16 protein-coding genes are annotated in these 26,486 nt (G+C 69.6%); 13 read left to right on the forward strand and 3 right to left on the reverse strand.

Annotated features, from left to right (window positions below):
• Positions 1–9 precede the first annotated feature (9 nt).
• From VSR71_RS22965 to VSR71_RS22975, 3 genes are read left to right on the forward strand one after another with little or no spacing between them, the layout of a single operon-like run.
• Positions 10–3,558: an eCIS core domain-containing protein gene (locus VSR71_RS22965; RefSeq protein ID WP_342916104.1), complete on the forward strand. Its 3,549-nt coding sequence runs from the start codon at positions 10–12 to the stop codon at positions 3,556–3,558.
• Complete coding sequence (locus VSR71_RS22970; protein WP_342916105.1) at positions 3,555–6,437, forward strand: DUF4157 domain-containing protein; 2,883 nt, start codon at positions 3,555–3,557, stop codon at positions 6,435–6,437. Before VSR71_RS22965 ends, VSR71_RS22970 begins: the two co-directional genes overlap by 4 nt.
• Positions 6,434–6,898 (forward strand): hypothetical protein, encoded by a 465-nt coding sequence (locus tag VSR71_RS22975; protein WP_342916106.1) that lies wholly within the window; start codon positions 6,434–6,436, stop codon positions 6,896–6,898. Before VSR71_RS22970 ends, VSR71_RS22975 begins: the two co-directional genes overlap by 4 nt.
• Before the next feature lie 58 nt (positions 6,899–6,956).
• On the opposite strand, the gene VSR71_RS22980 is transcribed toward VSR71_RS22975, so the two are convergent.
• Entirely contained in the window at positions 6,957–8,000 is a 1,044-nt protein-coding gene (locus VSR71_RS22980; RefSeq protein WP_342916107.1) for a sigma-54 dependent transcriptional regulator, read from the reverse strand.
• A 304-nt stretch (positions 8,001–8,304) separates the two neighbouring features.
• Between VSR71_RS22980 and VSR71_RS22985 the strand changes: the two genes are divergently transcribed.
• From VSR71_RS22985 to VSR71_RS23015, 7 genes are all read left to right on the forward strand, one after another.
• Entirely contained in the window at positions 8,305–10,791 is a 2,487-nt protein-coding gene (locus tag VSR71_RS22985) for an FAD-dependent oxidoreductase (RefSeq protein ID WP_342916108.1), read from the forward strand.
• Between the two features lie 322 nt (positions 10,792–11,113).
• Positions 11,114–13,948, forward strand: a complete 2,835-nt coding sequence (locus tag VSR71_RS22990; protein WP_342916109.1) for a xanthine dehydrogenase family protein molybdopterin-binding subunit — start codon at positions 11,114–11,116, stop codon at positions 13,946–13,948.
• On the forward strand, positions 13,945–14,505 hold the full coding sequence (locus tag VSR71_RS22995) for a (2Fe-2S)-binding protein (protein ID WP_342916110.1): 561 nt from the start codon (positions 13,945–13,947) through the stop codon (positions 14,503–14,505). The genes VSR71_RS22990 and VSR71_RS22995 overlap by 4 nt, the downstream gene beginning before the upstream one ends.
• Complete coding sequence (locus VSR71_RS23000; protein ID WP_342916183.1) at positions 14,505–15,788, forward strand: cytochrome c; 1,284 nt, start codon at positions 14,505–14,507, stop codon at positions 15,786–15,788. Before VSR71_RS22995 ends, VSR71_RS23000 begins: the two co-directional genes overlap by 1 nt.
• A gap of 429 nt (positions 15,789–16,217) precedes the next feature.
• Positions 16,218–17,738, forward strand: a complete 1,521-nt coding sequence (gene adh, locus VSR71_RS23005) for an aldehyde dehydrogenase (RefSeq protein WP_342916111.1) — start codon at positions 16,218–16,220, stop codon at positions 17,736–17,738.
• A 115-nt stretch (positions 17,739–17,853) separates the two neighbouring features.
• Positions 17,854–18,882, forward strand: coding sequence for an alcohol dehydrogenase AdhP (adhP, locus tag VSR71_RS23010; RefSeq protein WP_342916112.1), 1,029 nt, complete (start codon positions 17,854–17,856; stop codon positions 18,880–18,882).
• 14 nt (positions 18,883–18,896) lie between these two features.
• Entirely contained in the window at positions 18,897–19,292 is a 396-nt protein-coding gene (locus VSR71_RS23015) for a DUF779 domain-containing protein (RefSeq protein ID WP_342916113.1), read from the forward strand.
• Positions 19,293–19,375: 83 nt separating this feature from the next.
• On the opposite strand, the gene VSR71_RS23020 is transcribed toward VSR71_RS23015, so the two are convergent.
• Complete coding sequence (locus VSR71_RS23020) at positions 19,376–21,322, reverse strand: sigma-54-dependent Fis family transcriptional regulator (RefSeq protein WP_342916114.1); 1,947 nt, start codon at positions 21,320–21,322, stop codon at positions 19,376–19,378.
• 193 nt (positions 21,323–21,515) lie between these two features.
• Complete coding sequence (locus VSR71_RS23025) at positions 21,516–21,758, reverse strand: hypothetical protein (RefSeq protein WP_029044836.1); 243 nt, start codon at positions 21,756–21,758, stop codon at positions 21,516–21,518.
• A gap of 208 nt (positions 21,759–21,966) precedes the next feature.
• Between VSR71_RS23025 and VSR71_RS23030 the strand changes: the two genes are divergently transcribed.
• From VSR71_RS23030 to VSR71_RS23040, 3 genes are read left to right on the forward strand one after another with little or no spacing between them, the layout of a single operon-like run.
• Positions 21,967–22,929, forward strand: coding sequence for an alpha/beta hydrolase (locus VSR71_RS23030; RefSeq protein WP_342916115.1), 963 nt, complete (start codon positions 21,967–21,969; stop codon positions 22,927–22,929).
• Positions 22,930–22,972: 43 nt separating this feature from the next.
• Positions 22,973–25,138 carry a PBP1A family penicillin-binding protein gene (locus VSR71_RS23035; RefSeq protein WP_342916116.1) on the forward strand — a complete coding sequence of 722 codons (2,166 nt, stop codon included), beginning with the start codon at positions 22,973–22,975 and terminating at the stop codon, positions 25,136–25,138.
• A 56-nt stretch (positions 25,139–25,194) separates the two neighbouring features.
• Positions 25,195–26,448, forward strand: a complete 1,254-nt coding sequence (locus VSR71_RS23040) for an arsenic transporter (protein ID WP_342916117.1) — start codon at positions 25,195–25,197, stop codon at positions 26,446–26,448.
• The last annotated feature ends 38 nt before the right edge of the window (positions 26,449–26,486 follow it).

The following is a 26,486-nucleotide window of genomic DNA, read 5'->3' on the forward strand; positions in this document are numbered from 1 at the left end:
GCGGGCGCCATGAAAGCCAACGACAACCGCAAGGCCGCTCCGCATTCCGCCCCCGGCCGCAGCAGTCAGCCCGACCCTGGCGCTGGCGCGGCCAGGGGTGCGAGCAACCACGGGCCGGCCCCACTGACCGCGCTGGGCAACCAGGCAGTGCAACGTCTGCTGGCCCCGCCCGCCGGCACCCCAGCCGCCAGCCCGGCCGCGCCCGATGACGGCCTCAAAGCCGCCGCGGCAGCGGCGTCGGCAGGGTCCGGCCGCCCGCTGCCGGGTGCCATGCGCAATGCTGCGGAAGGATCGACGGGCCTGCCGCTCGGCAGCGTCCGGCTGCATTACGGCAGCGCCGCCGGCGCGCTGGCGGCGAGGAGCCGGGCGGATGCCCTGACCTGGCGCAATCATGTTTTCGTCCGGCCCGAGCGCTGGGCGCCGGATACCCAGGCTGGCCGCGCACTGCTCGGGCATGAGCTGGTGCATGCCGCGCAAAACCAGGCCTTCGGCACCGGGCAGCTGCGCCGCCTGAGCCGCCATGACGATGCCGCCGAACGCGAGGCGCATGCGCTGGGCCCACGCGTCCTGGAGGGCGAGCATGGCACAGCCCGCCCGGGCAGCCGCCAGGCTGCCGCAATCGGTCGGCAGGAGACCGGCGCGCAAGGCACCCTGGCCACGCCCGCCAGCGGCGACGGCGTATCGGCCTCGATGTTGCCAGCCGCGGTATCGACAACATCGGCTCCGCCGACATCGTCGAGCGCCACCCCGACCCCGTCCACCCCTGCCGCATTCGACCCAGCCACTGCCGATGCGCGCACGCTGACCAATGCCGACCTGATCGCGCGGGATCTCGAAGCCACCACGTTCCTGGCGCGGGCCACCGCCACCAGTCCGCAAACCGCGGGCTGGCAGCAGTTGCAGCGGGCGATCGCGGCGGAGCGGACACTGCGCATCGCACGCGGCTTTGTCTTCCTGGCCGAACGGTCCGACAGCTCGCCGTCGGCGCTCTGCCAGATGCGCGGCGGCAGCGCGCCCGGCATCATCGAGATCGTCACCACCAACGCCGCGTCGGCAATGGGCATGGCGGATGTCACGCTGGGCGGCGCGATCATGACGCCGCGGCAGGTGCGTGCCTACGTGGCGACGCTGGGCTATCGCACCATCAGTGGACCGCAGGCCGAGGGACTGATCGCCAACCGTGCCGACCTGATCCAGCGCGCGATCACGGCCGAACGGCAGCGCGGGCTGTCACTGCCGGTGCAGAGCGGGATCGGCCGCACGCCATTTCTCGACTACCGTCTGGCGGGTGGCTTCAGGCCGTATGGGCCCGGCACGGCACCGGGCCAACTGCCGCTGGACCTGACCGACACCAACTTCCGCGGGCGGGTCGGCGAGATCGGCATGGGCAGCGACTGGCGCACCGGCTGGGGCACCGGCCTGCAGGACCTGAACCGGGTGCCCTGGGTCGACGTGAGCGGCCGGACGCAAAGCGGCAATTTCCCCGTGGTGGATTTCGGTCCGGGCGCGGGACGGATACCGCGCATCCTGGATATCCAGCCGATCTCCGTGACCACCAGCGGCTCCGCCGACTACGACACGCGGCAGCGGCAATACACCGCGAAGCTTGAGGCGCTGCTCGACGTGGCGGGCCGGCGCACGAGCGCACCCGCGGGCACGGACCCGGTGCTCCAGCACCTTCGGCAGGCGAGCGGCAATGCAGCGCTGGCCCCGGGCACGCCCGCGTACCAGCAGGCGCAGGCGCGCTTCCTGTCGGACACCATGTTCGCCGTGCCGGACGCGGACCTCGCCATGCTGCGCGGCGCCATTGCCAACCCGAATGCCGCGCCGCCGGGTGGCACGAACCGTATGATCACGCGCGGCGGCGGCTATCGCGCGCTCTACACGGAGGCCCTGCTGGCCTCGCCGGTCCAGCTCACGCTGCGCGATGGCAGCACGGTGACGTGCAGCAGCCTGGCGGAACTGGCAGCACGCGCACCGACTGCGTCCACCTTCACCGTGGCAGGATCGACGCTGACTTATCCGCCGAACCAGCGCATTTCCGCCGCCCAGTTCAACCTGGCCATGACCGAGCTGGGCCGCACCGCCGCCAGCCGCATCGTGCCGATCGGCAGCGCGCCGGCCATGGCTGCCGCAGCGGATGTGGTGCGCACGCCCGCCGGCGGGCCCACCATTGCGACCCCTACCCGGATCCTCGAGATCGACAGCCGCGAACTGGGCTACATCGGCGAGCGTATCGGCCAGGGCCTGGCGGATCCACGCACGCCCGGCGCGCCGGGCAGCGGCGGCACGCGCTGGACCACCGCGGCGCAAAGCGACCCGATGCTGTCCGCGGTGCGTGCGATGACGGGCAATCCCACGCTGCAGCGCGGCACGCCTGAGTTCGAAGCGGCGCGCCAGCAAGCACTCGGCAATGCCATGCTGGCGATCAATGCCGACGATGTGCGCGCGTTCCAGGCCACGCTGCGCAGCGACGCCGCCTGGGAGGGGGGCCTGCGCGCCAGCTTCGGCGCCGCCATGGCCGACAACCCCGTTACCGTTACGACCGCTTCCGGCCAGCGCACGTTCCGTTCGCCGGCGGAACTGGACGCGGCGCGCGCGTCGATGACGCCGGAGCAGTACAACCTGGCGCGTGCGCAGGCGCAGGGCCTGGTCACCGGCCGCGTGACCGGCAGCGGCGTGACAACCGCACAGCTCAACCGGCTGGAGGGATTCCGCGACGTCGCCACCGCATCGCTGGGGGACCGGGCCGGCACCGTGCTGCAGCCGGATGTCCTGTCCCACGTCCGGCTCGGTTCCACCCGCGCCACGGCCGAGAGCTTTGGCCGCGGCGGCCTCGGCGGCATGGTCATCGGGGTGGTGACCACGGCCGGCACAATCTACGTCGACACGCAGGAACACCCGGACTGGGCCCAGGAGCTGGCGCTGGCGGGCGGACGGGATTTCGCGGTGTCGGGCACGCAATCGGCACTGGAGAGCCGGCTGACGTACTACATGGCACAGCGCGCCATCGCCACCGGTACACCGTTGAGCGGGCTTGGCCGGTTCGGTGCGCGCGCCGGCCCCGCCGCGCTGTTCGCGGGCGGCATGGAGGCCTACAACATCAGCCAGGAACAGCGCCCGCACAGCGGGCTCGAGGTCACCACCCGGGTCGGCCGCGCGGTCGGCATCGCCATCATCTCGATGGAAATCGGGGCGGCGGCGGGCTCCGTCGTGCCCGGCGCCGGCACCATCGCGGGCGCGGTGGTGGGTTTCATCGTCGGCGCGATTGCCGGTGGCGTCTCCGCATATATCCTTGAGCAGGCGGTGCCGGGCGGCGCGGAATCCTGGAACGCGGAGGCGGCTGCGGAGGACGCCCGCCGGGCACGCGAGGCCGAAGCGCTGCGTCAGGCCATGGCGCCGCGCGTGGTCAGCACCCTCGGGACCACCACCACGCTCGATCCGGTGATGTCGTCAGCGGACATCTCCACGGAAGAGCAGCAGGCCATCGCCCGTTGGATCACGCTGTTGACCATGGCGCGGCGCGAGCCTCCGCCTGCAGCCGGGCGCACCCCATGAGCGCGGCGTTGCGCAAGCCACCGGTGCCCGCCCGTCGCGCCGACCGCACCGATCGCCCCGGCACGGAAAGCGCCCGGCCTAGCGGCAGGCGTGAGCGGAACAAGGAACTGGATAACCTGGCGATGCAAGCGCTTTGCGCACGCGGCGCCATCCGTCCCAAGACGCTGATCGGCGCGGCCTCGGATCCCGCCGAGGTCCACGCCGACCGGATGGCCGAATCCGTCGTCGCCGGCGACCGGCCTGCCCACGCAGGATGTACCTGCGCACCGGGCGAGCCGCCGTGCCCGGCATGCCAGGCCCGGGCCGAAAGCAGGCTGCGGCGCAAGCCGCTCGGCCGCGACTGGCTGGCCGAGACGCCGGACCTCGCGCTGGGTCCGGGGCGGGCGCTGGATGACGGTACACGGCGGCTGTTCGAGGGCCGCTATCAGGCGGACTTGTCGGAGGTGCGCATCCACGACAATGCGCAAGCCGCGGCCAGCGCCGCGAAACTGGACGCGCGCGCGTTCGCCATCGGCTCGCGCATTGTGTTTGGCGCCGGCGAATACCAGCCGCACACCAGCGAAGGCAAGCGGCTGCTCGGACACGAACTCGCGCATGTCGTGCAGGAAGGCCGTAGCGCGCAGGGCGAGCCGACCTTGCGGCGGGACCCGCTGCAGTCATCGACTTCGGACTCGCCAGCCTCATCAAGCGCGTCAGGCTCATCAGGTACTTACACCGCTCCCGCATCCTCCCTGCTGAGCCTGGCGCCGTCCGCCGACGCGCCCCAGGTCTGCCGCGCCGAAGCCCCGGCCGAACCGCAGCAATGCGTGGCCCCGCCAGACCCGGCCAACCCGACCGTGCTGAACCTCACCGGTTCGCTGGACGAGCGCGTCGCATCGTTCAAGGAGCTGGTAAAGACCACGGCCATCCACCGCTTGCTGTCCAACAAGCGCAATCTCGGCATGTGGGCAGGGCTGGTCGAGGAGACGATTCCCAGCGAAGACATCGCCGCGCTGGGTATGACGCAATCCGGCGCGTCGCGGCCCTACTTCGAATTGCAGGAGATGCGCGACCCGCTGATGCGCGAGTTGCGTGCCAGGCAGGCCTTCGGCGAGTTCCGCGCCTGCACCGGCTGCCATCTGGAAACGCAGATCTCCGCGTCGCGCAGCGAGCGCGAGGCGCTGGGCGGCGACACCTGGGCCACGCCCAACGAATTGCGCGCCGGCATCCGCCCACCGTCGCGCTTCCGCAGGTTGCCAACCCTCACCAGCCCGCCTGACCTGGCCGCGTTGTATGGGATTGCGCCGCAGCCTGCCGCGAGCGCGGCGCCTGCGCAACCCGCCACAGACCTCGCCCGGCCCAGCCTGTACCGACCGCCGGCCGGCACGGCCGAAGCGGAACTGCAGCAGCTGTTTCCCGATCCCACCGCCACCCGGCAGGCACTGGCACGGGTGGGGCCGATCATCGATGCGCTCGGCCCCTCGGGCTACCAGGTGCTGCCAGAGGGGATGCTCGATACGCTGCGCACCGGCACTGCACAGGCGATCCGCGAGCAGATCCTGTCGGCGATCGTCACGCGCAAGGGCAACTACGACCAGCTGGTGACCAAGATCCGCGCCAACGAAGTCGGCTATGAACATTTCGGCCCGGTCATCAAGAGCCTGTTGCCGCTGGCCGACGAGGTGGTCCGCAGCGCCATCCAGCAGGAGATGGACAGCAATGCATTCTGGGCGAAGGTCGAAGCCGTCGTGGTCGCGGCGCTGTCGGTGCTGGCGCTGCTGCTGACCATCTTCCCGCCCACCTCCGTGGCCGGCATCGCGTTCTTTGCCGCGCTGGAAATATCGCTTGGCTACTACAGCGTGCAGAAGGGCCAGGAATTGATGCGCATCGGCTCCGCCTACCGACTGGGCATCGGCGCGCACGACGTTTTCACGCCGGCGCAGCAGCAAGCCGGCGACGCCATGGTGCTCAACGGCTTTGTCAGCGTGGCCGCCGGCTACCTGAGCCTGTTCAGCGGTGCCTTCCGCGCGGGAGCCGCCATGCCGCGTGCGGCGCCGCTGTCGCCGGGCAGCACCGCGCTCGCGCCCCCTGGCGCCACCGCCGCCCGCACGTTGCAGGAGGGCGACTACGTCATCACGATCGCCGAGGACGGCGCCATGTTCGTGACCGTCGGCTCGCGGCCAGACGTCGTGATCATGGTGCGGGGTGAAACCGCAACGCTGTACCAGCTGCTCGAAGGCGGCGGCATGCGAGTTGCCGCTACCGCCACCATACCGTCGCGCGGCGCTGGCGGCGCACCGCTGATGCTCACCGCCGGCGGCGAGGCCGGCGCGGCCAGTACAGCATTGGCGCCGGTGGGCCCGCAGGTGCCATTCTCGCCGTCGGCGCCGATGTCTGCCTTGCCCCCGCTGCCGGCAGGCAGTGCATCCGCGCGCGTGCTGGTCACGCCGCCGCCCCGCGAACCGCTGATGCTTGGCCCCGGCAATCCGACCACCTTCACCTGGGACGAAATCAGCCGCATGCGCCAGCCCTTGCTGTGGCAGGAGCGCGAGACTCACTTGCAGCAGGTGTACGGCGCACCGGGGCAGCAGCACTTTCCAGTGCCGAATACCGGCGGGCGCTATGTGGATGTGCCCGCGCCACAGGCCGGAGGCGGCGTGCTGGCAGGGGAAGCCAAGTCGTACACGCGCTGGATCGGTGTGCCCGGGCAGCGCGGCGGGATTGCCAACCGCGTCGAGCTTACCGACCGCCTGCGCGAACAGATCCGGCGCGATGTCTGGTTGCGCGACAATGTCCCGGGCTATGATCCACGCTGGATGTTCACGGACGCCCCGCCCGCGGCGGAACTACGCCAGGCGCTGCGCGACGCAGGCATCGTCTTTATCGAGTATCTCCATTGACCAGACCCGCCTATCCCCTTCCCACGCTGGAAGCGCGCCTCGCCTGGCTGGATACGCTCAGGTCCCGCCAGCGCGACCTGCTGGGCGAGCTGGCGCGGGTCGCCGGCATCGCGCCCGCCAGCGCTCTGTACGACGATCCGCAAGGCCAGTTTGCGCGGATCGCGGCGTTTGTCGATCACACCGACCTGCAGGCGGCCACGGACGATGCACGCACCTGGTTGCTGAACCGGCTTGGCCTGTACCTGGCGCATTGGGTAGTGGTCCGCCATGGCGGCCACCTGGCGGTACAGGAAGACCCGCGGCAGCGCTTCTATCTTGCCTTCGTGGTCACGGGCATGGATGCGCCGGTGCCGGCCGGGGCCAGGCTGGACCCGTTCGCGCTCGCGTACGACGCAATCCACGCGCTGCCGCGCATCCCGCTCGGCACGCTGCTCGCCACCGCCGAACAAGCGCTGGCCTGAATTGGCCCCTGAAGCGGCCCCTGAAGCGGCCCGCATCGCAAGCGCGCCGGCAACGCGGCTAGGAGAACTCGGCGCGGTCGATGCCGTGCTTCTTCAGCAACCTCCCGAAGACCCGCCGCTCCTTGCCCGCCTCGCGCGCCGCCGCGGATACATTGCCGTGGTTGCGTGCCAGTGCCGAGCGCAGGTAGGCCGCCTCGAATGCCGCCAGGGCCTGTTCACGCGCCTGCTTGAAGGGCTGCATGCCAGGCTCTGCCTCACTGGCCTGGTCGGACGTGCAGGGCGTTGCCGTGCAGCCCTCGGCATGCACCACGCGCCCGTCGCACGACAGCACGCAGCGCTGCACGAAGTTCTCCAGCTCACGCACGTTGCCCCGCCAGGGCTGTGCCAGCATCCACGCCAGCGAGGCCTGGTCGAAGCGGCAGCCGGGCCAGCCGTAGCGCGCACAGAAGCGCGACGCGAACAGTTCGACCAGCGGCGGGATGTCTTCGGGGCGCTCTCTCAGGCTGGGCATGCGCACGTTGGCGACATTGAGCCGGTAGAGCAGGTCTTCGCGGAACCAACCATCCTGGGCGCCCTGCTTCAGTTCGCGGTTGGTGGCGGCGACGATGCGCACGTCGGCCTTGCGGCTGTGCGGAGCGCCCAGCGGCCGGTAGCGGAAGTCCTGCAGGAAGCGCAGCAGCGACGCCTGGCTGCGCAGGGACAGCGCATGGATTTCGTCGAAGAAGAGCGTGCCGCCTTCTGCCTGCGCGACCAGGCCGGCGGCATCGCGGCGCGCATCGGTATAGGCGCCGCGCACGTGGCCGAAGAGTTCGCCTTCGAACAGCGTTTCGGGCAGCGCGCCGCAATCCACGGGAACGAAGGGCCGGTCGCGGCGCCGGCCACGGTAGTGCAGGCTGCGCGCCACCAGTTCCTTGCCGGTGCCGGTCTCGCCCAGGATCAGCACGGGCACGTCGACGCGGGCCAGCCGGGCCAGCACCGCCATCGCCTCGCGGAACACCTGGCTGGATCCCAGCAATCCGCCGGGGTCCTCGCCGTCCGGCATGACGCCGTCCTCCCCCGCCTGCCCGATGCCGGCAGGCGCGATTTCTTGTTTCGGAGACATCTTCTCCTCCCCCGGCGCCGGCAGCACAGCGACAAGCATCGCGCATCACGGGCCCAAATGCCTCACCCGGCGCCTTTGTGCAGGGCAGCAGCAAGGGGCGGGATGGCTACACACTAGCCCATGGCGGCCGAAACGCAATTAAGTTTGCCGCAGATCAGCTTTCACGCGGCATTTGTGCTTTGTATTCAGGGATTTATGCAATCCACAGGACAACGCACAGCCCCCTTTTTGTTGCATTTTGTGTTGTTAATTGGCGTTTTGTGGAATAACATCAAGTCTCGATCCGTGCTGCCTTGAGACCGCCATGCCCATCACTCTCCCCGTCCACACCCGTGTCGTCATCATCGGCGGCGGCATCATCGGCTGCAGCGTTGCCTACCACCTGACGAAGCTGGGCTGGAAGGATGTGGTGCTGCTTGAGCAGGGCCAGCTGTCGTGCGGCACGACCTGGCATGCCGCCGGGCTGGTCGGCCAGCTGCGTTCGCAGGAAAGCATGACGAAGCTGATCCGCTATTCCACGCAGCTCTACAGCGAACTGGAAGCAGAAACCGGCCTCGGCACCGGCTGGAAGCAATGCGGTTCGCTCTCCGTGGCGCGCACCGCCGAGCGCATGACGCGGCTGCGCCGCACCGCCGCGGTGGCGCGCGCCTACGGCGTGTCGTGCGAAGTCATCTCCCCTGCCCAGGCCGGCGAGCTGTGGCCGGCGATGCGCACCGACGACCTGCAGGGCGCGGTCTGGCTGCCCGGCGACGGCAAGGCCAATCCCACCGACCTGACGCAGGCGCTGGCGCGCGGCGCGCGCAGCCGCGGCGCCATCATCGTGCAGGACACCAGGATCACCGCGATCCATACCGAAAACGGCCGCGCCACCGGCGTCAGCTGGCGCAACAAGAGCGGCGACGAGGGCCGGCTGGAAGCGGAGATCGTGGTCAACTGCGCGGGCCAGTGGGCGCGGCAGGTGGGGCTGATGTGCGGCGTGACCGTGCCGCTGCATTCGGCGGAGCACTACTACATCGTCACCGAGCGCATCGCCGGCGTGCACCCCGACCTGCCGGTGATGCGCGACCCGGACGGCTTCATCTACTTCAAGGAAGAAGTCGGCGGACTGGTGATGGGCGGGTTCGAGCCCGACGCCAAGCCCTGGGGCATGCAAGGCATTCCGGAACCGTTCGAATTCCAGCTGCTGCCCGACGACTGGGACCAGTTCCAGATCCTGATGGAAAACGCGCTGGTGCGCGTGCCCGCGCTCGAAACGGCGCAGGTAAAGCAGTTCTACAACGGCCCGGAGTCGTTCACGCCGGACAACAACTTCATCCTCGGCGAAGCGCCGGAGCTGCGCAATTTCTACGTCGGCGCGGGCTTCAACTCGATGGGCATCGCCTCCGCCGGCGGCGCCGGCATGGCGCTGGCGGAATGGATCGTCGCGGGCGAACCCACCATGGACCTGTGGCCCGTCGATATCCGCCGCTTCGCCGGCTTCAACGGCAACCAGAACTGGCTGCACGACCGCGTCAAGGAAACACTGGGCCTGCACTACGCGATGCCGTGGCCGAATCGCGAACTGGAGACCGCACGCCCGTTCCGCCGCTCGCCGCTGTATGCGCTCCTGCGCGATGCCCGCGCCAGCTTCGGCAGCAAGATGGGCTGGGAACGGCCCAACTTCTTCGCGCCGCCGGGCGCATCGCCGCGGATCGAATATGCCTTCGGCCAGCAGAACTGGCTGCCGTGGAGCGGTGCCGAGCACCGTGCCTGCCGCGAAGGCGTGGCGCTGTTCGACATGAGCTCGTTCTCCAAGTACCTGGTCAAGGGCGCCGATGCCGAGGCAGTGCTGCAGTACGTGATGAGCAATGACGTCGCGGTAGCGCCGGGGCAGGCCGTCTATACCGCGATGCTCAACGAACGCGGCAGCTATGAGTCCGACCTGACCGTGACGCGGCTGGCGCACGACCAGTACCTGGTGGTGACCGGGTCGGCGCAGACCACGCGCGACTTCAGCTATATCGAGCGGCTGATCCCGGGCGACAAGCGCTGCGTGATCGTCGACGTCACCGGCCAATACGCGGTGCTGGCGGTGATGGGGCCGCGCTCGCGCGAACTGCTGCAGAAGGTGTCGCGCGCGGATTTCTCCAACGAGGGCTTTCCCTTCGGCAGTTCGCGCGAGATCGACCTCGGCTACGCCACCGTGCGCGCGACGCGCCTGACCTACGTGGGCGAGCTCGGGTGGGAACTGTACGTGCCGGTGGAATTCGCGGTGGGCGTCTACGAGACGCTGCATGAGGCCGGGCGCACGCTCGGGCTGGTCAATGCCGGCTACTACGCCATCGAATCGCTGCGACTGGAAAAGGGCTACCGCGCCTGGGGCCGCGAGCTGTCGCCGTCGGTCAACCCGTTCGAGGCGGGACTGTCGTTCGCCTGCAAGCTGGCCAGCGGCATCGATTTCCGCGGCCGGGACGCGCTGCTGCAGTTGCGGCAGGCGGGCGCTCCCACCCGGCGCATGGTGGTCGTGACGGTCGACGGCGCCAGCGGCGCCATGCTGTGGGGCGCAGAGGCCGTGCTGCGCACCGGCCCCGACGGCAGCGTGCGCGCGGTGGGTTCGCTCAGTTCCGCTGCATTCGGCCATACGCTGGGCTGCCCGGTCGGCATGGCATTGCTGGCGCGCGAGGATGGGCCGGCCGATGCGGCGTGGCTCGAAGCGGGCACTTACCACGTCGACCTGGCCGGCGAACTGCTGCCCGCACGCGTGCACCTGCGCGCGCCCTACGATCCTGCATCGGCGCGCCCGAAGGCTTGAATACGGGGCCGGCGGGAATATTCGCGCTGGCTGATAACCACTATTCAACGCCCCGCCTTGAGGTAAACCCTAGGCCGCGGCGACAATCGCGGGGTCAGCGCAGCCGTTCAGCGCCAGGACCATGACAACAATGCCCCGCCCTGATTCACCCGCGCCGCAGCCGTAGTGACTGGCGGCACGCCATGCCCTGCAGCGGCCGCACCATCGCGGCCGCGCTCCCTGAACACCTGAACCGTATCCGCGCCAGCCCCCGGGGCTGGCCCGCGGATGGCTGCCCTTGCCGCGAATCTTGCGCAACCTTGCGCAATCCCCAAGGAATTCCATGCCCAGCTTCAACCCTTCACGGCGTACCTTCCTCAAAGCCAGCGTCGTGGCCGGGGTGTCGGTCTACATCGCGCCCATCGGCGGCAAGGCCTTCGCGGCCTTGTTCGAAGACAAGATCCTGACCCCCGTGCAGTGGGACGCCAAGGCCGGCGCCCCCAGATTCCGCATCGATGGCATCGCCAAGGTCACCGGCGCCAAGGTGTTCGCGCGCGATATCCGCTCGCGCGACATGCCGCACTGGCCCCGGCAGCAATCGCACGCCTTCATCCTGCGCGCGACCCGGGCCGACCGCGTCTACGAGGGCTTCGACCTCGGCGTGCTGGGCGACGAATTCAAGCCAGACCGCGTCGTTACCGCCGATGACCTGGCGCGCGACGGCGTCGCCTTTCCGGCCTTCTACGGCGAGGACATGCTGCTGCCCGCCGGCAAGACGCCCGCCTACCTGGGCCACGCGGTGGCGATCCTGATCTACCACGACTTCGCGCGCTTCCGCTTTGCCAAGGACAAGCTCAAGTTCCGCGAGGACGTGATCCGCTACGGCGCGAAGACCGGGCCGCTGGAACGCGACCCGTGGGGCACCTTCCGCTTCGTGCGCGTGGGCGGCGCCACGCCCTATGCGGACGACGTGTTCTCCAGCCTGAAGAATGCTCCGGTGTTCCCCAGCATGATGCGCAAGCACCAGCCGGTATGGCCGGACGGCAAGGACCACGGCCAGCTCGGCGAACAGGGCATGTACCACGCCGGCCAGATCCGCGCGCAACTGGCCAGCCCGTCCGACGACTGGCTGGTGCTGGAGCGCGAATACAACTCGCAGTCGGTCGATACCGCCGCGCTGGAGCCCGACAACGCCAACTGCTGGTACGACGCCGCCGCGCAGGCGCTGCACATGGTGGTGCCGACGCAAGGGCCGAACGAGGTCGCCGAAAGCGTGGCCGAGATGCTGGCGCGCGCCAAGGGCGCGTTCCCGGTGAAGCAGGTGTTCCTGCACCCGTGCTACACGGTCGGCTACGGCTCCAAGGACCACTACAACTTCCCGTTCTACGGGCTGGTCACGGCGCTGTATGCCGAGGGCAAGCCGGTACGGCTGGCCAACGACCGCTACGAGCAGTTCCAGACCTCGATCAAGCGCCACGTCTTCAGGATGCGCTACCGCATCGCGGTCGACCGGAAGACCGGCCTGTTCCAGGCCTTCCAGGGCGACCTGCAAGCCAACGGCGGCGGCCGCGCCAACTTCTCGCCGTCAGTGGCGATGGTGGGCGCCACCGCGGCGCAATCGATCTACTACTTCCCGAAGAACGACCTGACCGCGGTGGCGATCGCCTCGCGCGCCATCGATGCCGGTTCGGCGCGCGGCTACGGCACGCTGCAGAGCATGGCCGCGACCGAGATGATGGTCGACGAATTCGCCGAGCAACTGAAGCTCGACCCGATCGAGTTCCGGCTGAGGAACGCGCTGCGCTCCGGCATGAAGAACACGCAGGGCGCGATCCCCGCCGGCGCGATTCGCGTCGACGAGGTGCTGGAAGCGGCGAAGGCCTGTCCGCTGTGGACCGGCCGCGCCAGCAAGAAGGCGGAATATGAAGCCGCCAACCCCGGCCGCCGCTACGGCGTGGGCTTTGCCTGCGTGCAGAAGGATTTCGGCACGGGCGCGGAAGCGTCGTTCGCCAAGGTCGAAGTCAAAGCCGACGGCGCCATCGTGCTGCATCATTCCGGCGCCGAGATCGGCACCGGAATGTCGAACTCGCAGGCCGCGGCGGTAGCGCGCTGGCTGGGCAAGCCGGCGGGCGAGGTGCGCACCTCGGTCACCGACTGGACCGACCTGCCGGTGACCACCTCGGGCGATCCGTACCTGATGAGCCAGGCCGAGCAGGACAAGCTGTCGGCCAACCCGCGCTGGTCGCCGGCCTATGCGTCGCCAGCCAGCGCCACCAATTCGGCCTACTACTTCACGCACAGCACGCGCGAGGCCGCGCGCGTCATCTTCCGGCACGGCCTGTGGCCGGCGGCGATGGCGATCTGGAGCCAGGGCATCGGCGGGGGCCAGGCGGCCTCGCTGGTGGTACGCGTGGAAGACGCGCGCTGGGTCGACGGCAAGCTGAGCGCCGGCGGGCTGCAGGCGCTGCCGTTCGAGCAGATCGCGGCCAAGGCGCACGAGCTCGGGCTGGTGACCGGCGCTACCGTGCACGTGTTCAACCGCTGGCAGTGGAGCGAAGCCGATTTCGACATCGACGGGCAAGCCGCGCGCCTGCCGGTCGACGGATTGTCGGTGCGCTACGGCGACGGCGCCGATGCATCGCGCAAGGCGCGCATGCGCACCGCCGGCGGCTGGCACGTGCTGGATCGCAAGCGGGTCCATATCGCGCCCACGCAGCGCAACAACGCCGCGGTGACTTACTACAGTGCGGTGGGCACCCTCGTCGAGCTGTCGGTGCACGAGGCCAGCGGCAAGGTGGAGATCCTGTCTCACCACTCGATCATGGAATGCGGCACGCAACTGTCGCCGCAACTGGTCTCCGGCCAGCTGCAGGGCGGCATCGCCATGGGCATCGGCCACGCGCTGCATGAATACCTGCCCCTCTACGAGGACGGCCCCGGCAACGGCACCTGGAACTTCAACCGCTACCACCTGCCGCGCGCCAGCGACGTGGCGGTGTGGACCCAGACCGGCAAGGTGCTGCCGCCGGTCACGGAAACCGACCCGCCCAAGGGCATCGCCGAGGTGGTGATGATCCCGGTGGTGGGCGCCATCGTCAACGGCATCGCGCATGCCATCGGCCACCGCTTCACCGACCTGCCGGTGACGGCGGCCAAGATCCAGGAGGTACTGGCATGAGCATCGCCACCCAACCCATCACGCTCAACCTCAACGGCAAAGACGTCGGCCCCGTCGACGTGCCCGAGGGCCTGATGATGATCGATTTCCTGCATGAGTACCTGGACCTGACCGGCTCGCGCCTGGGCTGCGGCCAGGGCATCTGCCACGCCTGCGTGGTAATCCACGACAGGCCGGACGGCACCAGCGAGGAAGTGCGCAGCTGCATCACCGGCGCGCACTGGTTCCAGGGCCGCAAGGTCCGCACCGTGGAAGGCCACGGCAAGCGCAACGAGCAAGGCGAAGTGGTCGAGCTGACGCCGGTGCAGCAGAAGTTCCTGGAGCATTTCAGCTTCCAATGCGGCTACTGCACGCCGGGCTTCGTCAACGGCGCGACCATCCTGGTGGAAAAGCTCAAGCGCAACCCGGTGCCGAAGGACAAGGTCGAGGCCACCATCACCGAGGCACTGGACGGCCATATCTGCCGCTGCACCGGCTACGTGCGCTACTACGAGGCGGTGAAGGACGTGATCACCAGCACGCCGGGCCTGGTCAAGGACAGCGGGAGCGACCAGTGATCCAGCGCACCGCATTGATGATCGCCACGCGCGCCGCGCTGGCAGCCATTGCCGCGGCGGCAATCGTGGCCGGCTGCGGCAGCCGCACCGAAACCATCGCCCCCGCCGCCGACCAGGCACCCAAGGCGCAGCTGTCGCCCGCCGAGCAGATCGCGCGCGGCCGCTACCTGGTGCGCGCCGCGGACTGCGCCGCCTGCCATACCGCACCGGAGGGTGCGCCGTTTGCCGGCGGCGTGGAGCTGGACTCGCCGTTCGGCAAGTTCTACGGCACCAACATCACGCCGAACAAGACCCACGGCATCGGCAACTGGAGCGCGGACGATTTCTACAAGGCGCTGCATGATGGCAAGGCGCCGGGCAAGCATCTCTACCCGGCGATGCCGTACACCTCGTACCGCGGCCTGTCGCGCGCGGATACCGATGCCATGTACGCCTACCTGATGCAGGTGAAGCCGGCCGCCGTGCCCAACCGCCCGCACGACCTGCAGTTCCCGTACAACCTGCGCTTCGCGCTGGCGGGCTGGAACCTGCTGTTCCTGCAGGACACGCTGCCGGATGCCTCCAGGGGCGACTCCGAGTCGTGGCAGCGCGGCCGTTACCTGTCCAACGCCCTGGGCCATTGCGCCGAGTGCCACACGCCGCGCGCCGCATTCGGCCGGCTGGATCTGTCGAAGCCGCTGGCCGGTGCCGCGCTGGCGCGCGTCGGCGCGCCGGACATCACGCCCACCGGGCTGGCCGCGCGCGGCTGGACTGCCGCCGATTTGCAGCAGTTCTTCGCGACCGGCATCGCGCCGCAAGGTTCGGCCTTTGGCGAGATGTACCCGGTGGTGCATCTGAGCAGCCAGTACCTGAACCAGGGCGACCTGGCCGCGATGAGCACCTACCTGCTTGGCGACCAGCCGCCGGCGCCGCAGCCGGTGAAGGCCGTGAGTGCCGATGCCGCGCAACTGGCGCCGGGCCGCCGCAACTACATCGCTGTCTGTGCCGGCTGCCATGGGCGCGAGGGCGAAGGCAAGCCGCACGTGGCGGTATCGATGGCCGGCAACTCCACGGTGCGCAATGCCGATGCGCGGAACCTGATCGTGTCGATGCTCGACGGCATCGAAGCGCAGCGCTTCCCCGGCGTGGAAGCGATGCAGGAGATGCCGGGCTTTGCCGGGCAAATGCGCGACGAGGAACTGGCGCAGCTGGCCAACTATCTGCGCGCCACCTGGGGTGGCCAACCGGCTGATGTGACGCCCGGCGACGTGAAGGCGCTGCGCGCGGCAGGGCCGGGGCATTAAGGCTCATTGCCTGCGGAGGAAATCATTCCGCCGGTTTTGTCCCCTCTCCCGCTTGCGGGAGAGGGGCCGGGGGTGAGGGCAGGCGCTGGCATACCGACGCCCTTCACTCCATCGAGGCTCCGGCCCTCACCCCCACCCCTCTCCCACTTCGCGGGAGAGGGGAGCGATTGCGAGGGGTGCTGGCAAGCGCCAACGCTGTCGCATAACAGCGCAACCCATCAGGTGTTCCAATCTGGAACAGCCGCTGTCACGCGCTGGCACACTGCTGCCGGCGCGTGACACATTCACGGCCGGTTTCCGCGGCCATTCCCCTCGATTTCTCTCGCATTTCCGCCCTCCCGCACCCCGGCACACCTCTTGCGATCCGCTCTGGTGCGCACGGCCCAGGCCGTGACGACACGACACAGATCAATTCGAACGGAGCGAGACATGAACATGGCGGAAATCGCCCAGCTGGGCGTCAGCAACCCCTACAAGCAGCAGTACGAGAACTACATCGGCGGCCAGTGGGTGCCGCCCGCCGGCGGCGAGTATTTCGAGTCGATCACGCCGATCACCGGCAAGCCGTTCACGCGCGTGCCGCGCTCCGGCCAGCAGGACGTCGATGCCGCGCTCGACGCCGCGCACGCCGCCAGGGCCGCATGGGGACGCACCTCCACCACCGAGCGCGCCAACATCCTGAACCGCATCGCCGACCGCATCGAGGCCAACCTGACGCTGCTGGCGGTGGCCGAAACCATCGACAACGGCAAGCCCGTGCGCGAGACCACCGCCGCCGACCTGCCGCTGGCGGTCGACCACTTCCGCTACTTTGCCGGCTGCATCCGCTCGCAGGAAGGCGGCATCTCCGAGATCGACGGCGACACCGTCGCCTACCACTTCCATGAGCCGCTGGGCGTGGTCGGCCAGATCATCCCGTGGAACTTCCCGCTGCTGATGGCCACGTGGAAGCTGGCACCCGCGCTGGCCGCCGGCAACTGCGTGGTGCTCAAGCCGGCCGAGCAGACGCCCGCGTCGATCCTGGTGCTGATGGAGGTGATCGGCGACCTGCTGCCGCCAGGGGTGGTCAACGTGATCAACGGCTTCGGGCTGGAGGCGGGCAAGCCGCTGGCATCGAGCCCGCGCATCAGCAAGGTGGCCTTCACCGGCGAGACCACCACCGGCCGGCTGATCATGCAATACGCGTCGCAGAACCTGATCCCGGTGACGCTTGAGCTTGGCGGCAAGTCGCCCAACATCTTCTTCGAAGACGTGCTGGCCGCCGACGATGCCTACTTCGACAAGGCACTCGAAGGCTTTGCCATGTTCGCGCTGAACCAGGGCGAGGTCTGCACCTGCCCGTCGCGCGCGCTGATCCAGGAGTCGATCTACGAACGCTTCATGGAACGCGCGCTCAAGCGCGTGGCGGCGATCCGCCAGGGCCACCCGCTCGACAGGGGCACCATGATCGGCGCGCAGGCCTCGGCGGAACAGCTCGAGAAGATCCTGTCGTACATCGACCTGGGCCGCAAGGAAGGCGCGCAGTGCCTGGCGGGCGGCGAGCGCAATGCGCTGGACGGCGACCTGGCCGGCGGCTATTACGTCAAGCCGACCGTGTTTGCCGGCCACAACAAGATGCGCATCTTCCAGGAAGAGATCTTCGGGCCGGTGGTGTCGGTCACCACCTTCAAGGATGAGGAAGAAGCACTTGCGATCGCCAACGACACCCTCTACGGCCTGGGCGCCGGCGTGTGGACACGTGACGGTGCGCGCGCATTCCGCATGGGCCGCGGCATCCAGGCGGGCCGCGTGTGGACCAACTGCTACCACGCGTACCCCGCGCATGCCGCGTTCGGCGGATACAAGCAGTCCGGCATCGGCCGCGAGAACCATCGCATGATGCTCGACCACTACCAGCAGACCAAGAACCTCCTGGTGAGCTACAGCCCCAACGCTCTCGGCTTTTTCTGACGGCGCTCAAAGCATGGCGCAATGGCCGCCTGCAGCGGCCTCCCGCGTGCCATGATCCGGTTGTGCCCCGCGGGCGCGGGGCCAACCCGGACAAGGAGTCATTCAAGGAGTCGAGATGCCTGCAACGATGAAAGCTGCGGTGGTCCGTGAATTCGGCGCGCCGCTCACGATCGACGAAGTTCCTGTTCCCCAACCCGGCCCCGGCCAGATCCAGGTAAAGATCGAGGCCTCGGGCGTCTGCCACACCGACCTGCATGCCGCCGACGGCGACTGGCCGGTCAAACCCACCCTGCCCTTCATCCCCGGCCACGAAGGCGTGGGCTACGTTTCCGCCGTGGGCAGCGGCGTGACCCGCGTGAAAGAGGGCGACCGCGTCGGCGTGCCCTGGCTCTACAGCGCCTGCGGCTATTGCGAGCACTGCCTGCAAGGCTGGGAAACGCTGTGCGAGAAGCAGCAGAACACCGGCTATTCCGTCAACGGCGGCTATGGCGAATATGTCGTCGCCGACCCCAACTACGTGGGCCTGCTGCCCGACAAGGTCGGCTTTGTCGAGATCGCGCCGATCCTGTGCGCGGGCGTGACGGTCTACAAGGGACTGAAGGTAACCGATACGCGGCCTGGCCAGTGGGTGGTGATCTCAGGCATCGGCGGCCTCGGCCACGTGGCCGTGCAGTATGCGCGTGCCATGGGACTGCGCGTAGCCGCAGTCGATATCGATGACGACAAGCTCGCGCTGGCGCGCAAGCTCGGCGCGGAAGTTGCCGTCAACGCGCGCACCACCGATCCCGCCGCATGGCTGCAGAAGGAAATCGGCGGCGCGCATGGCGTGCTGGTCACTGCGGTGTCGCCGATCGCTTTCTCACAGTCGATCGGCATGGTGCGCCGCGGCGGCACTATCGCGCTCAACGGGCTGCCGCCGGGCGAGTTCGGCACGCCGATCTTCGACGTGGTGCTCAAGGGCATCACCATCCGCGGCTCCATCGTCGGCACGCGCAGCGACCTGCAGGAATCGCTGGACTTTGCCGCGCATGGCGACGTAAAGGCAACGGTGTCCACCGCGAAGCTCGAGGACATCAACAACGTGCTCGGGCGCCTGCGCGACGGCAAGATCGAAGGCCGGGTCGTGCTGGACCTCAACGCCTGACGAGGAGAAGGGTCATGCCGGCTTCCGCATCTGCTGCCCCGTCCGTCGCCCGCGTGGTGGCAACGCCTGCCGCGCTGGCGCTGATCGCGCAGCTGACCGCGCGGCACGGCCCGCTGATGTTCCACCAGTCCGGCGGCTGCTGCGACGGCAGCGCGCCGATGTGCTACCCCGACGGCGAGCTGCTGGTCGGCCCGGCCGATATCCGGCTGGGCGAGATCGGCGGCGCGCCGTTCTACATGACGCGCGCGCAGTTCGAATACTGGCAGCACACGCGGCTGGTGATCGACGTGGTGCCGGGCGCGGGTGGAATGTTCTCGCTGGAGGGACGGACGGGCCAGAGGTTCCTGACACGGTCGGAGTTGTTCAGCGAGGAAGAGGCGGCGTGGCTGGCTGCGCAACCAGGGTTGTGAAATGCTCGCAGATTGTGTGCTCCCTCTCCCGCGGGCGGGAGAGGGGAGCAAACCAGCGGGAAGCGAAGCGCCTCGCCTGAACGTCAGTCCTCCGCTGCCGGGTCGTCGTCCAATCCTTCCTTCAGCCTGCGATAGATCGTATTGCGCGACACCCCCAGCTCGCGCGCGGCATGACTCACATTGCCGCCATGCCGTGCCAGCGCCTGCCGGATGACGCCGGCCTCCCAGTCGCGCATGCGGCTGGCACCTGCGGCGGGCGGCGTCGTAGCGCAGGGCGCCTGTTCCACAGGTCCGCCACACTCCTGCTCAAACCCCTCCGGCAGGTGCTCGCAGCCGATCTCCGCCTCGCCCTCGGCCAGTATCGCCGCCGTGCGCAGCACATTGGCGAGCTGCCGGATATTCCCTGGCCACGGATGGCTGCGCAGCGACGCCAGCACCTGCGCGCTGACCTGGACCGGAGATTCGGGCCCCGCCTCTTCCCGCTGCCGCTGCAGGATCCGCTCCACCAGCACCGGCAGGTCGCTGCGCTCGCACAGCGCCGGCAGCGTCACCGCCAGCGCATTGATGCGGTAGTACAGGTCTTCGCGGAAGGTGCCGTCGGCGATCATGGCGCGCAGGTCGCGGTGGGTGGCGCAGACCACGCGCACATCGACCGGCACCGCCTGCGCCGCGCCCAGCGGCGTCACCGCGCGCTCCTGCAGCACGCGCATCAGCCGCACCTGCTGCGCCAGCGGCATGTCGCCGATTTCATCGAGAAACAGCGTGCCGCCATGCGCCTGCGCCAGCTTGCCGGCGCTGCCGCGGCGGCGCGCGCCGGTGAAGGCGCCCTCTTCATAGCCGAACAGCTCGGCTTCGATCAGCGTTTCGGGGATGGCCGCGCAATTGACGGCGACAAAGGGGCCGTTGGCGCGCGGCGAGGCGGCGTGGATGGCGCGCGCCAGCCACTCCTTGCCGGCGCCGGTGCGGCCCTGGACCAGGATCGGGATATCGCGGCCGCTGACCTTGCGCACGCGGCGCAATACGGCCGCCACGGCGGCGTCGCCGGTGTCGAGCGCGGCCAGCGCGGGCGGCAGCGGCTCGTCCGCCAGCGGCTGGCGCACGCTGACCGGCGCGGCGCGGTACTCGATGCGGGCAAACACCTGCACGCGGCTCGGCAGAGTCAGCACGTGCAGCGTTCCGGCGGCGCGCGCCTGCATGGCCATGCGCACCGGCTGGCCGAACAGCTCGGCAAAGCCGGACAGCGCCAGTGCCTGCGGCGCCAGCCCCAGCTGGAACAGCCCGCTGCGGTTGGCCGCAAGGAAGGCGCCGTCGGGCGTGAAGGCCGCCATGCCCTCGAACAGCGTGCCGACGAATTCCGGCCGCGCATGGAAGCGCACCAGCACGGCTTCGGGGAAATGATTGGCGAACAGGTGGTTCTCGATCATCTGCGCCGACATCCGCACCAGCGCCATGGTGTGCCGATGGAAGCCGCGATGGTCGCCGCTGACGTCGAGCGCGCCCAGGATCTCGCCGGTAGGGCCGGCAATCGGCGCGCACGAGCAGGTGAGCTGGTGGTTGGCCTGCAGGAAGTGCTCGCCGGCGTGGACGATGGTGGGGCGCGCCTCGGCCAGCGCGGTGCCGATGGCGTTGGTGCCCTTGCTGGGCTCGGACCATGACACGCCCGGCGCCAGCGCCACGCGGCGGGCGCGCGCGACGAAATCGCCATCGCCCAGGCTGTGCAGGATCACGCCGCTGCTGTCGGTCAGCAGCACCATGCTGTCGGTATTGGCAATCTGCGCGTGCAGGGTTTCCATCACCGGCAGCGCGTGGCGGTACAGGTCGCGGCTGGCGTCGACCAGTTCGCCCAGTGCGCGTGCGGCAAGGGCCTCGTAGCCTGGCGCGTGACCGGCATCGAGCCCGAAGCCGGCCGAGCGCGCATGCGCGCGCGCGATCAGCGCGGCGCGATCGCTGTCGTCCGGGTCGGCTCCGGCGGCGTGGCGCTGGGCGCCGGAAAGCGCTGGATCTGTGGCAGGATGGGCGGCACGGTGCATGACGGCGGGTCTCCGCGAGGTCTCCGGAAATGGCTGGCGGCTCGCGTGGCGACCGCTGCCTTGCCGTCCCTTCGCACCGATCGTGCAGACCGCGCAGGCGGACGCTGCGGCAGGCCGGGCGGCTGTTGTCCGGCAACCTTATCACAGCGGACTGGCCGTGGACGGATCCGCGCCGCCCCCCGGCGCCCCGGGGTCAGCGTTTTTCGTCGAGCAGGTCGTTCAGTATCTCGTCGAACGTCGCCTGGGCGTCCTCCAGCGCCTGCAGCGCCGCATCGAAGGTCTGCAGCGCGAGCTTGGATGGCTTGCCGCTGCCTTGCGGCGGATAGTGTGCCTGCAGCGCGGTGAATGCCACCTGTACCTGGCGCGTGGCCGCGACCACGCGCTCCATGGCCTGCGCCTCTTCGGCGCGGAACTGCTCGTCTTTCTGCTCGCTCATGCTTGTTTGCTCCCTGGGCGCGCCGTCGGCCGGGATGCCGGTAGGGGTCGGCGCGCTTATGCGTGTATGAGGCATATCGTACAAGAACTGCGCGGCCTGTCTTGCGCTGCGCGGTCGCGCCTGACAAAAATGAGGTAGGCTGCGCAGCTTGGGCGGCATGGCCGGCGCCCCCCCGGCGCCACGCCCGCCGCGCACCTGAAGACTTGCCATGCGATTCAAGACCCGCCACGCGCTGGCCGCCGCGCTGATGACCGCCAGCGGCTTCGCCTGCTACTGGACCTACCTGACGCTGAACCAGGACCGCCTGCTGTTCGACGCGCGCCGGCGTCCGCCGCGCGACCTGCCGGAGGGCATCATCGGCTATTCGCACAGGATTCCCGGCGGCGTGGTGCGTGGCTACATCTACCATGCGCCCGGCGACAGCGTGCGCGACCTGCTGTTCTATCTGCCCGGACGCGGCGAGGATGTGCTGGAAACGCTGCAAAACGCACGCTGGCTCCCGGCAGGCATGGCCTTCGCCACCTATGACTACCGCGGGCTGGGCCATTCCGACGGCCGTCCGTCCGAAGCGGGGGCCGTCGCCGATGCCAGCCAGTTCCTGCTGCATGTCCGGCGTGTGTTTCCCGACACCCGCGTCCACGTGGTCGGGCGCAGCCTCGGCACCGGCGTGGCGATCCAGCTGGCCGACCTTCAGGAATTCGAGAGCCTGCAGCTGATCACGCCCTACGACTCGCTGCTGGAACTGGTGCGCAAGCGCTTCCCGCTGGTGCCGCTGCGGCAGCTGATGCGCCACCATTTCGATTCGATCTCGCACTGCAAGAAGGTCGTGCAGAGCACCAAGGTGCTGCTGGCGGAGTCGGACGAGGTCGTGCCGCATGCCTGCTCGGAGCGGCTGATGGCGGCGTGGCCGGGGCCGGTCGCGCTGCAGACCATGCCCGGCACGAACCACTTCACCATCATCGAGCAGCAGCAGACCTGGCTGTCGCTGTGCGAGTTCGCGCGCCAGCACAGCGAAGCCAGGCTGCGCATGGCCTCGGCCGCGCCGGCGCAGCCGGATGCGGACAGCGTCGCCGCCCCCGCGCCGGCGCTCCATGCCGTGCCGGCCGCCGTCGCCCCGCCCGCCGAGCGGGACGACGGCGGCAGCCCGCTGCCGCTGGCAGCCACCCGATGACCGCCGCGCCGGTTCGGCCAGCCTGAGCAGGTAGAATGCGCGCATGAAAAAAATCGCAGTCAAGGCAGGCGGCGCCGTACTGGCGCTGGCTGCGGCCGCCAGCCTGCTCGCCGGCTTTGCCGCGGTGCTGAGCCTGCGGCAGCTTCCACCGGTCGACGCCCTGCGCGACTATCGCCCCGACGTCCCGCTGCGGATCTACACCAGTGACCACGTGCAGATCGGCGAATTCGGCAGCGAGCACCGCGAATTCATCCCCTTCGAGCAGATCCCTCCGCGCATGGTCCAGGCCCTGCTGGCGGCCGAGGACGACCAGTTCTACGAGCACGAGGGCGTCGACATCCCCGGGCTGTTCCGCGCCGCGCTGGCCAACCTCGGCCAGGGCTACGCGCAGGGCGCGTCGACCATCACCATGCAGGTCGCGCGCAATTTCTACCTGTCGCGCGAGAAGACGCTGGCGCGCAAGTGGTACGAAATGCTGCTGGCCTGGCGCATCGACCAGTCGCTGCCCAAGGACCGCATCCTCGAGCTGTACATGAACCAGGTCTACCTGGGCGAGCATGCCTATGGCTTCGGCAGCGCGGCGCATGCGTATTTCGGCAAGCCGCTGGCAGCGCTGTCGCTGGCCGAGAGCGCGATGCTGGCCGGACTGCCCAAGGCGCCGTCGACCATGAACCCGGTGGTCAACCTGCCGCGCGCCAAGCGCCGCCAGGAATACGTGCTGGGCCGCATGCTGGCGCTCGGCATGATCAGCCAGGACGACTACCGCGCGGCCCGCGCCGAGCGCCTGGCCATTTCCGGTGAAACGCCAGGCAGCTTCGCCGGCCATGCCGAGTACGTGGCAGAACTGGCGCGCCAGCTGGCGCGCGAGCGCTTTGGCGACGAGGCCTACACGCGCGGGCTGAACGTCTACACCACGGTGTCGTCAGTGCGGCAGACGCTGGCCTACGATGCCGTGAGCGGCGGACTGCAGCGCTATGCGCGCCGCCACCGCAAGACGGTGCCGTCGCTGGTGAAGGGACCGCAAGGGCCGCAGGCGGCGCTGGTGTCGCTCGACGCCAATACCGGCGCGATCGAGGCGATGGTGGGTGGCGCGGACTTTGCCGCCAGCCGCTTCAACCACGCCACGCAGGCCCTGCGCCAGCCGGGCTCGACCTTCAAGCCCTTTGTCTATGCCGCCGCGCTGGAGCGCGGCGTGTCGCCGGGCACGGTCATCAACGACGCGCCGCTGGCCAATTCGTCGCGCTGGCAGCCGTCCAACGACGACGGCCGCTTTGTCGGCCCGGTCACCGTGCGCCAGGCGCTGGCCGAATCGCGCAACCTGCCGGCAATCCGCACGCTGCAGGCGATCGGCATTCCTTATGCGGTGGAGTTCGCGAGCCGCTTCGGCTTCTCGCCCAAACGGCTGCCGCGCTACCTGCCGCTGGCGTTGGGCACCGGCACCACTTCGCCGCTGCGGCTGGCGGCCGCCTATGGCGTGTTCGCCAACGGCGGCGAGCGCGTGGAGCCCTACTTGATCGAGCGCATCACCGACAGCGAGGGCAACGTGCTGTTCGCGGCAGGCCACGCCGGCACCGATGGCGCCCCAGCGCCGACGCGCGTGATCAGCGCGCGCAATGCCTTCGTGATGGACAGCCTGCTGCGCAGCGTGGTCGACGATGGCACCGGCGCGGGCGTGCGCCGCTACCTGCGCCGCGACGACGTGGCCGGCAAGACCGGCACCACCAGCGAGGCCATGGACGGCTGGTTCGCCGGCTACGCCGGCGGCGTGGTCACGGTGGCGTGGATGGGCTACGACGACAACCGCAGCCTGGGCGAGCATGAGTTCGGCGCCACCACGGCGCTGCCGGTGTGGGCGGCATACATGGAAGGACGGCTGGCCGGCGTTCCCGAGGCGCAGACCGACGCCCCGGCCGGGCTGGTGCGCTCGAACAACGACTGGGTCTATGCGGAGTACGCGGACGGCAGCCGTGGCATCGCCTCGCTCGGCTTCCCGCTGCCGCCGGCGGATGCGCCGGTGGCGCCGGCCGCTGATCCGGTCGTGGCCCCAGTGGCAAGAAGCGCCGCAAGCAGTGCCGCCAACCCGGCCAGTCCCGCCACATCCCCGGCGCCGCCGGCCGCAGGCACGCCGCTTTCCGGCGCTGCCCCCGGCATGCCGGCGCCCGCCGCCGTGGCCGCGCCCGCCATGCCCGTCAGCCGGGACGGCCTGTAAACTCCGCGCATTCCTGCCGCCTCTACCCGCATTCGCCCGCCTTCGAGCCCATCCTGATGTCCAGCCACAGCCCGCTGCTGATCTGGTCGGTCGCAGCGCTGACCACCACCGGCGTCCTGTTCCGCCCCTTCCGCCTGCCCGAGGCCTTCTGGGCCGCCGCCGGCGCGCTGCTGCTGTGCGCCACCGGACTGCTGGCGCTGCCCGACGCATTCGCCGCGGTCATGCGCGGCTACGACGTCTACCTGTTCCTGGCAGGCATGATGCTGATCTCCGAACTGGCCCGCAAGACCGGCCTGTTCGACCACGTCGCCGCGCTGGCGGTGCGCCAGGCGCGCGGCTCGGGGCTGAGGCTGTTCCTGCTGGTGTATGGCTTCGGCACGCTGGTCACAGCGTTCATGTCGAACGACGCCACCGCGGTGGTGCTGACGCCCGCGGTGCTGGCCGCCACGCGTGCGGCGCGCGTGCGCCACCCGCTGCCCTACCTGTACGCATGCGCGTTCATCGCCAACGCGGCCAGCTTCGTGCTGCCGATCTCGAACCCGGCCAACCTGGTGATCTTCGGCGAGCGCATGCCGCCATTGGCGGGATGGCTGGCCAGCTTCGCGCTGCCGTCGCTGGCCGCGGTGCTGGCGACGCTGGCAGCGCTGTGGTGGACCCAGCGCCATGCGCTGGCCGAGCCGATCGGCAGCGATGTCCCGGTGCCGCCGCTGTCGCTGCAGGCCTGGCTGACCGCGCTGGGCATCGTGCTCACCGGCATCACGCTGCTGGTGGCGTCGCTGCGCGGCAGCGAACTGGGCTGGCCCACCTGCGCCGCTGGCGTGGCCACGCTGCTGCTGGTCTGCGCCACCCGACGCGACCTGCTGCTGCCGGCGCTGCGCGAAGTCTCGTGGAGCGTGCTGCCGATGGTTGCCGGCCTGTTCGTGCTGGTGGCCGCGCTGGAGCAGACCGCGGTGATCGGTTACCTCGCCGACGCGGTCGCGGCAGCCTCACGCGATGGCGGTGCGCTTGCGCTGCTCAGGGTGGGCGGGCTGGTGACGCTGGCGGGCAATATCGCCAACAACCTGCCGGCCGGGCTGATCGCGGCGTCGGCGCTGTCCGCGGGCGACGCGTCGCACGCGGTCACCGGCGCGGTGCTGATCGGCATCGACCTGGGCCCGAACCTGTCGGTGACCGGATCGCTGGCCACGCTGCTGTGGCTCACTGCGCTGCGCCGCGAGGGGCATATGGTCAGCGCCGGCCAGTTCCTGCGCCTGGGGGCGATCGTCATGCCGGCCGCAATGCTGCCGGCGCTGGCGCTGCTGCTGTGGTAGGTGTTGCGGGGCGCCTGGGAAGGAGGGGCGCGATGCCG

It is taken from the genome of Cupriavidus oxalaticus (genome assembly GCF_038900635.1).
GTDB classification, from domain to species: Bacteria; Pseudomonadota; Gammaproteobacteria; order Burkholderiales; family Burkholderiaceae; genus Cupriavidus; species Cupriavidus oxalaticus_B.

Coding starts and splice junctions, on each gene's coding strand:
- VSR71_RS22965 (WP_342916104.1), top strand. CDS start 10: ATGAAAGCCAACGACAACCGCAAGGCCGCTCCGCATTCCGCCCCCGGC.
- VSR71_RS22970 (WP_342916105.1), top strand. CDS start 3,555: ATGAGCGCGGCGTTGCGCAAGCCACCGGTGCCCGCCCGTCGCGCCGAC.
- VSR71_RS22980 (WP_342916107.1), bottom strand. CDS start 8,000: ATGTCTCCGAAACAAGAAATCGCGCCTGCCGGCATCGGGCAGGCGGGG.
- VSR71_RS22985 (WP_342916108.1), top strand. CDS start 8,305: ATGCCCATCACTCTCCCCGTCCACACCCGTGTCGTCATCATCGGCGGC.
- VSR71_RS22990 (WP_342916109.1), top strand. CDS start 11,114: ATGCCCAGCTTCAACCCTTCACGGCGTACCTTCCTCAAAGCCAGCGTC.
- VSR71_RS22995 (WP_342916110.1), top strand. CDS start 13,945: ATGAGCATCGCCACCCAACCCATCACGCTCAACCTCAACGGCAAAGAC.
- adh (WP_342916111.1), top strand. CDS start 16,218: ATGAACATGGCGGAAATCGCCCAGCTGGGCGTCAGCAACCCCTACAAG.
- adhP (WP_342916112.1), top strand. CDS start 17,854: ATGCCTGCAACGATGAAAGCTGCGGTGGTCCGTGAATTCGGCGCGCCG.
- VSR71_RS23015 (WP_342916113.1), top strand. CDS start 18,897: ATGCCGGCTTCCGCATCTGCTGCCCCGTCCGTCGCCCGCGTGGTGGCA.
- VSR71_RS23020 (WP_342916114.1), bottom strand. CDS start 21,322: ATGCACCGTGCCGCCCATCCTGCCACAGATCCAGCGCTTTCCGGCGCC.
- VSR71_RS23025 (WP_029044836.1), bottom strand. CDS start 21,758: ATGAGCGAGCAGAAAGACGAGCAGTTCCGCGCCGAAGAGGCGCAGGCC.
- VSR71_RS23030 (WP_342916115.1), top strand. CDS start 21,967: ATGCGATTCAAGACCCGCCACGCGCTGGCCGCCGCGCTGATGACCGCC.
- VSR71_RS23035 (WP_342916116.1), top strand. CDS start 22,973: ATGAAAAAAATCGCAGTCAAGGCAGGCGGCGCCGTACTGGCGCTGGCT.
- VSR71_RS23040 (WP_342916117.1), top strand. CDS start 25,195: ATGTCCAGCCACAGCCCGCTGCTGATCTGGTCGGTCGCAGCGCTGACC.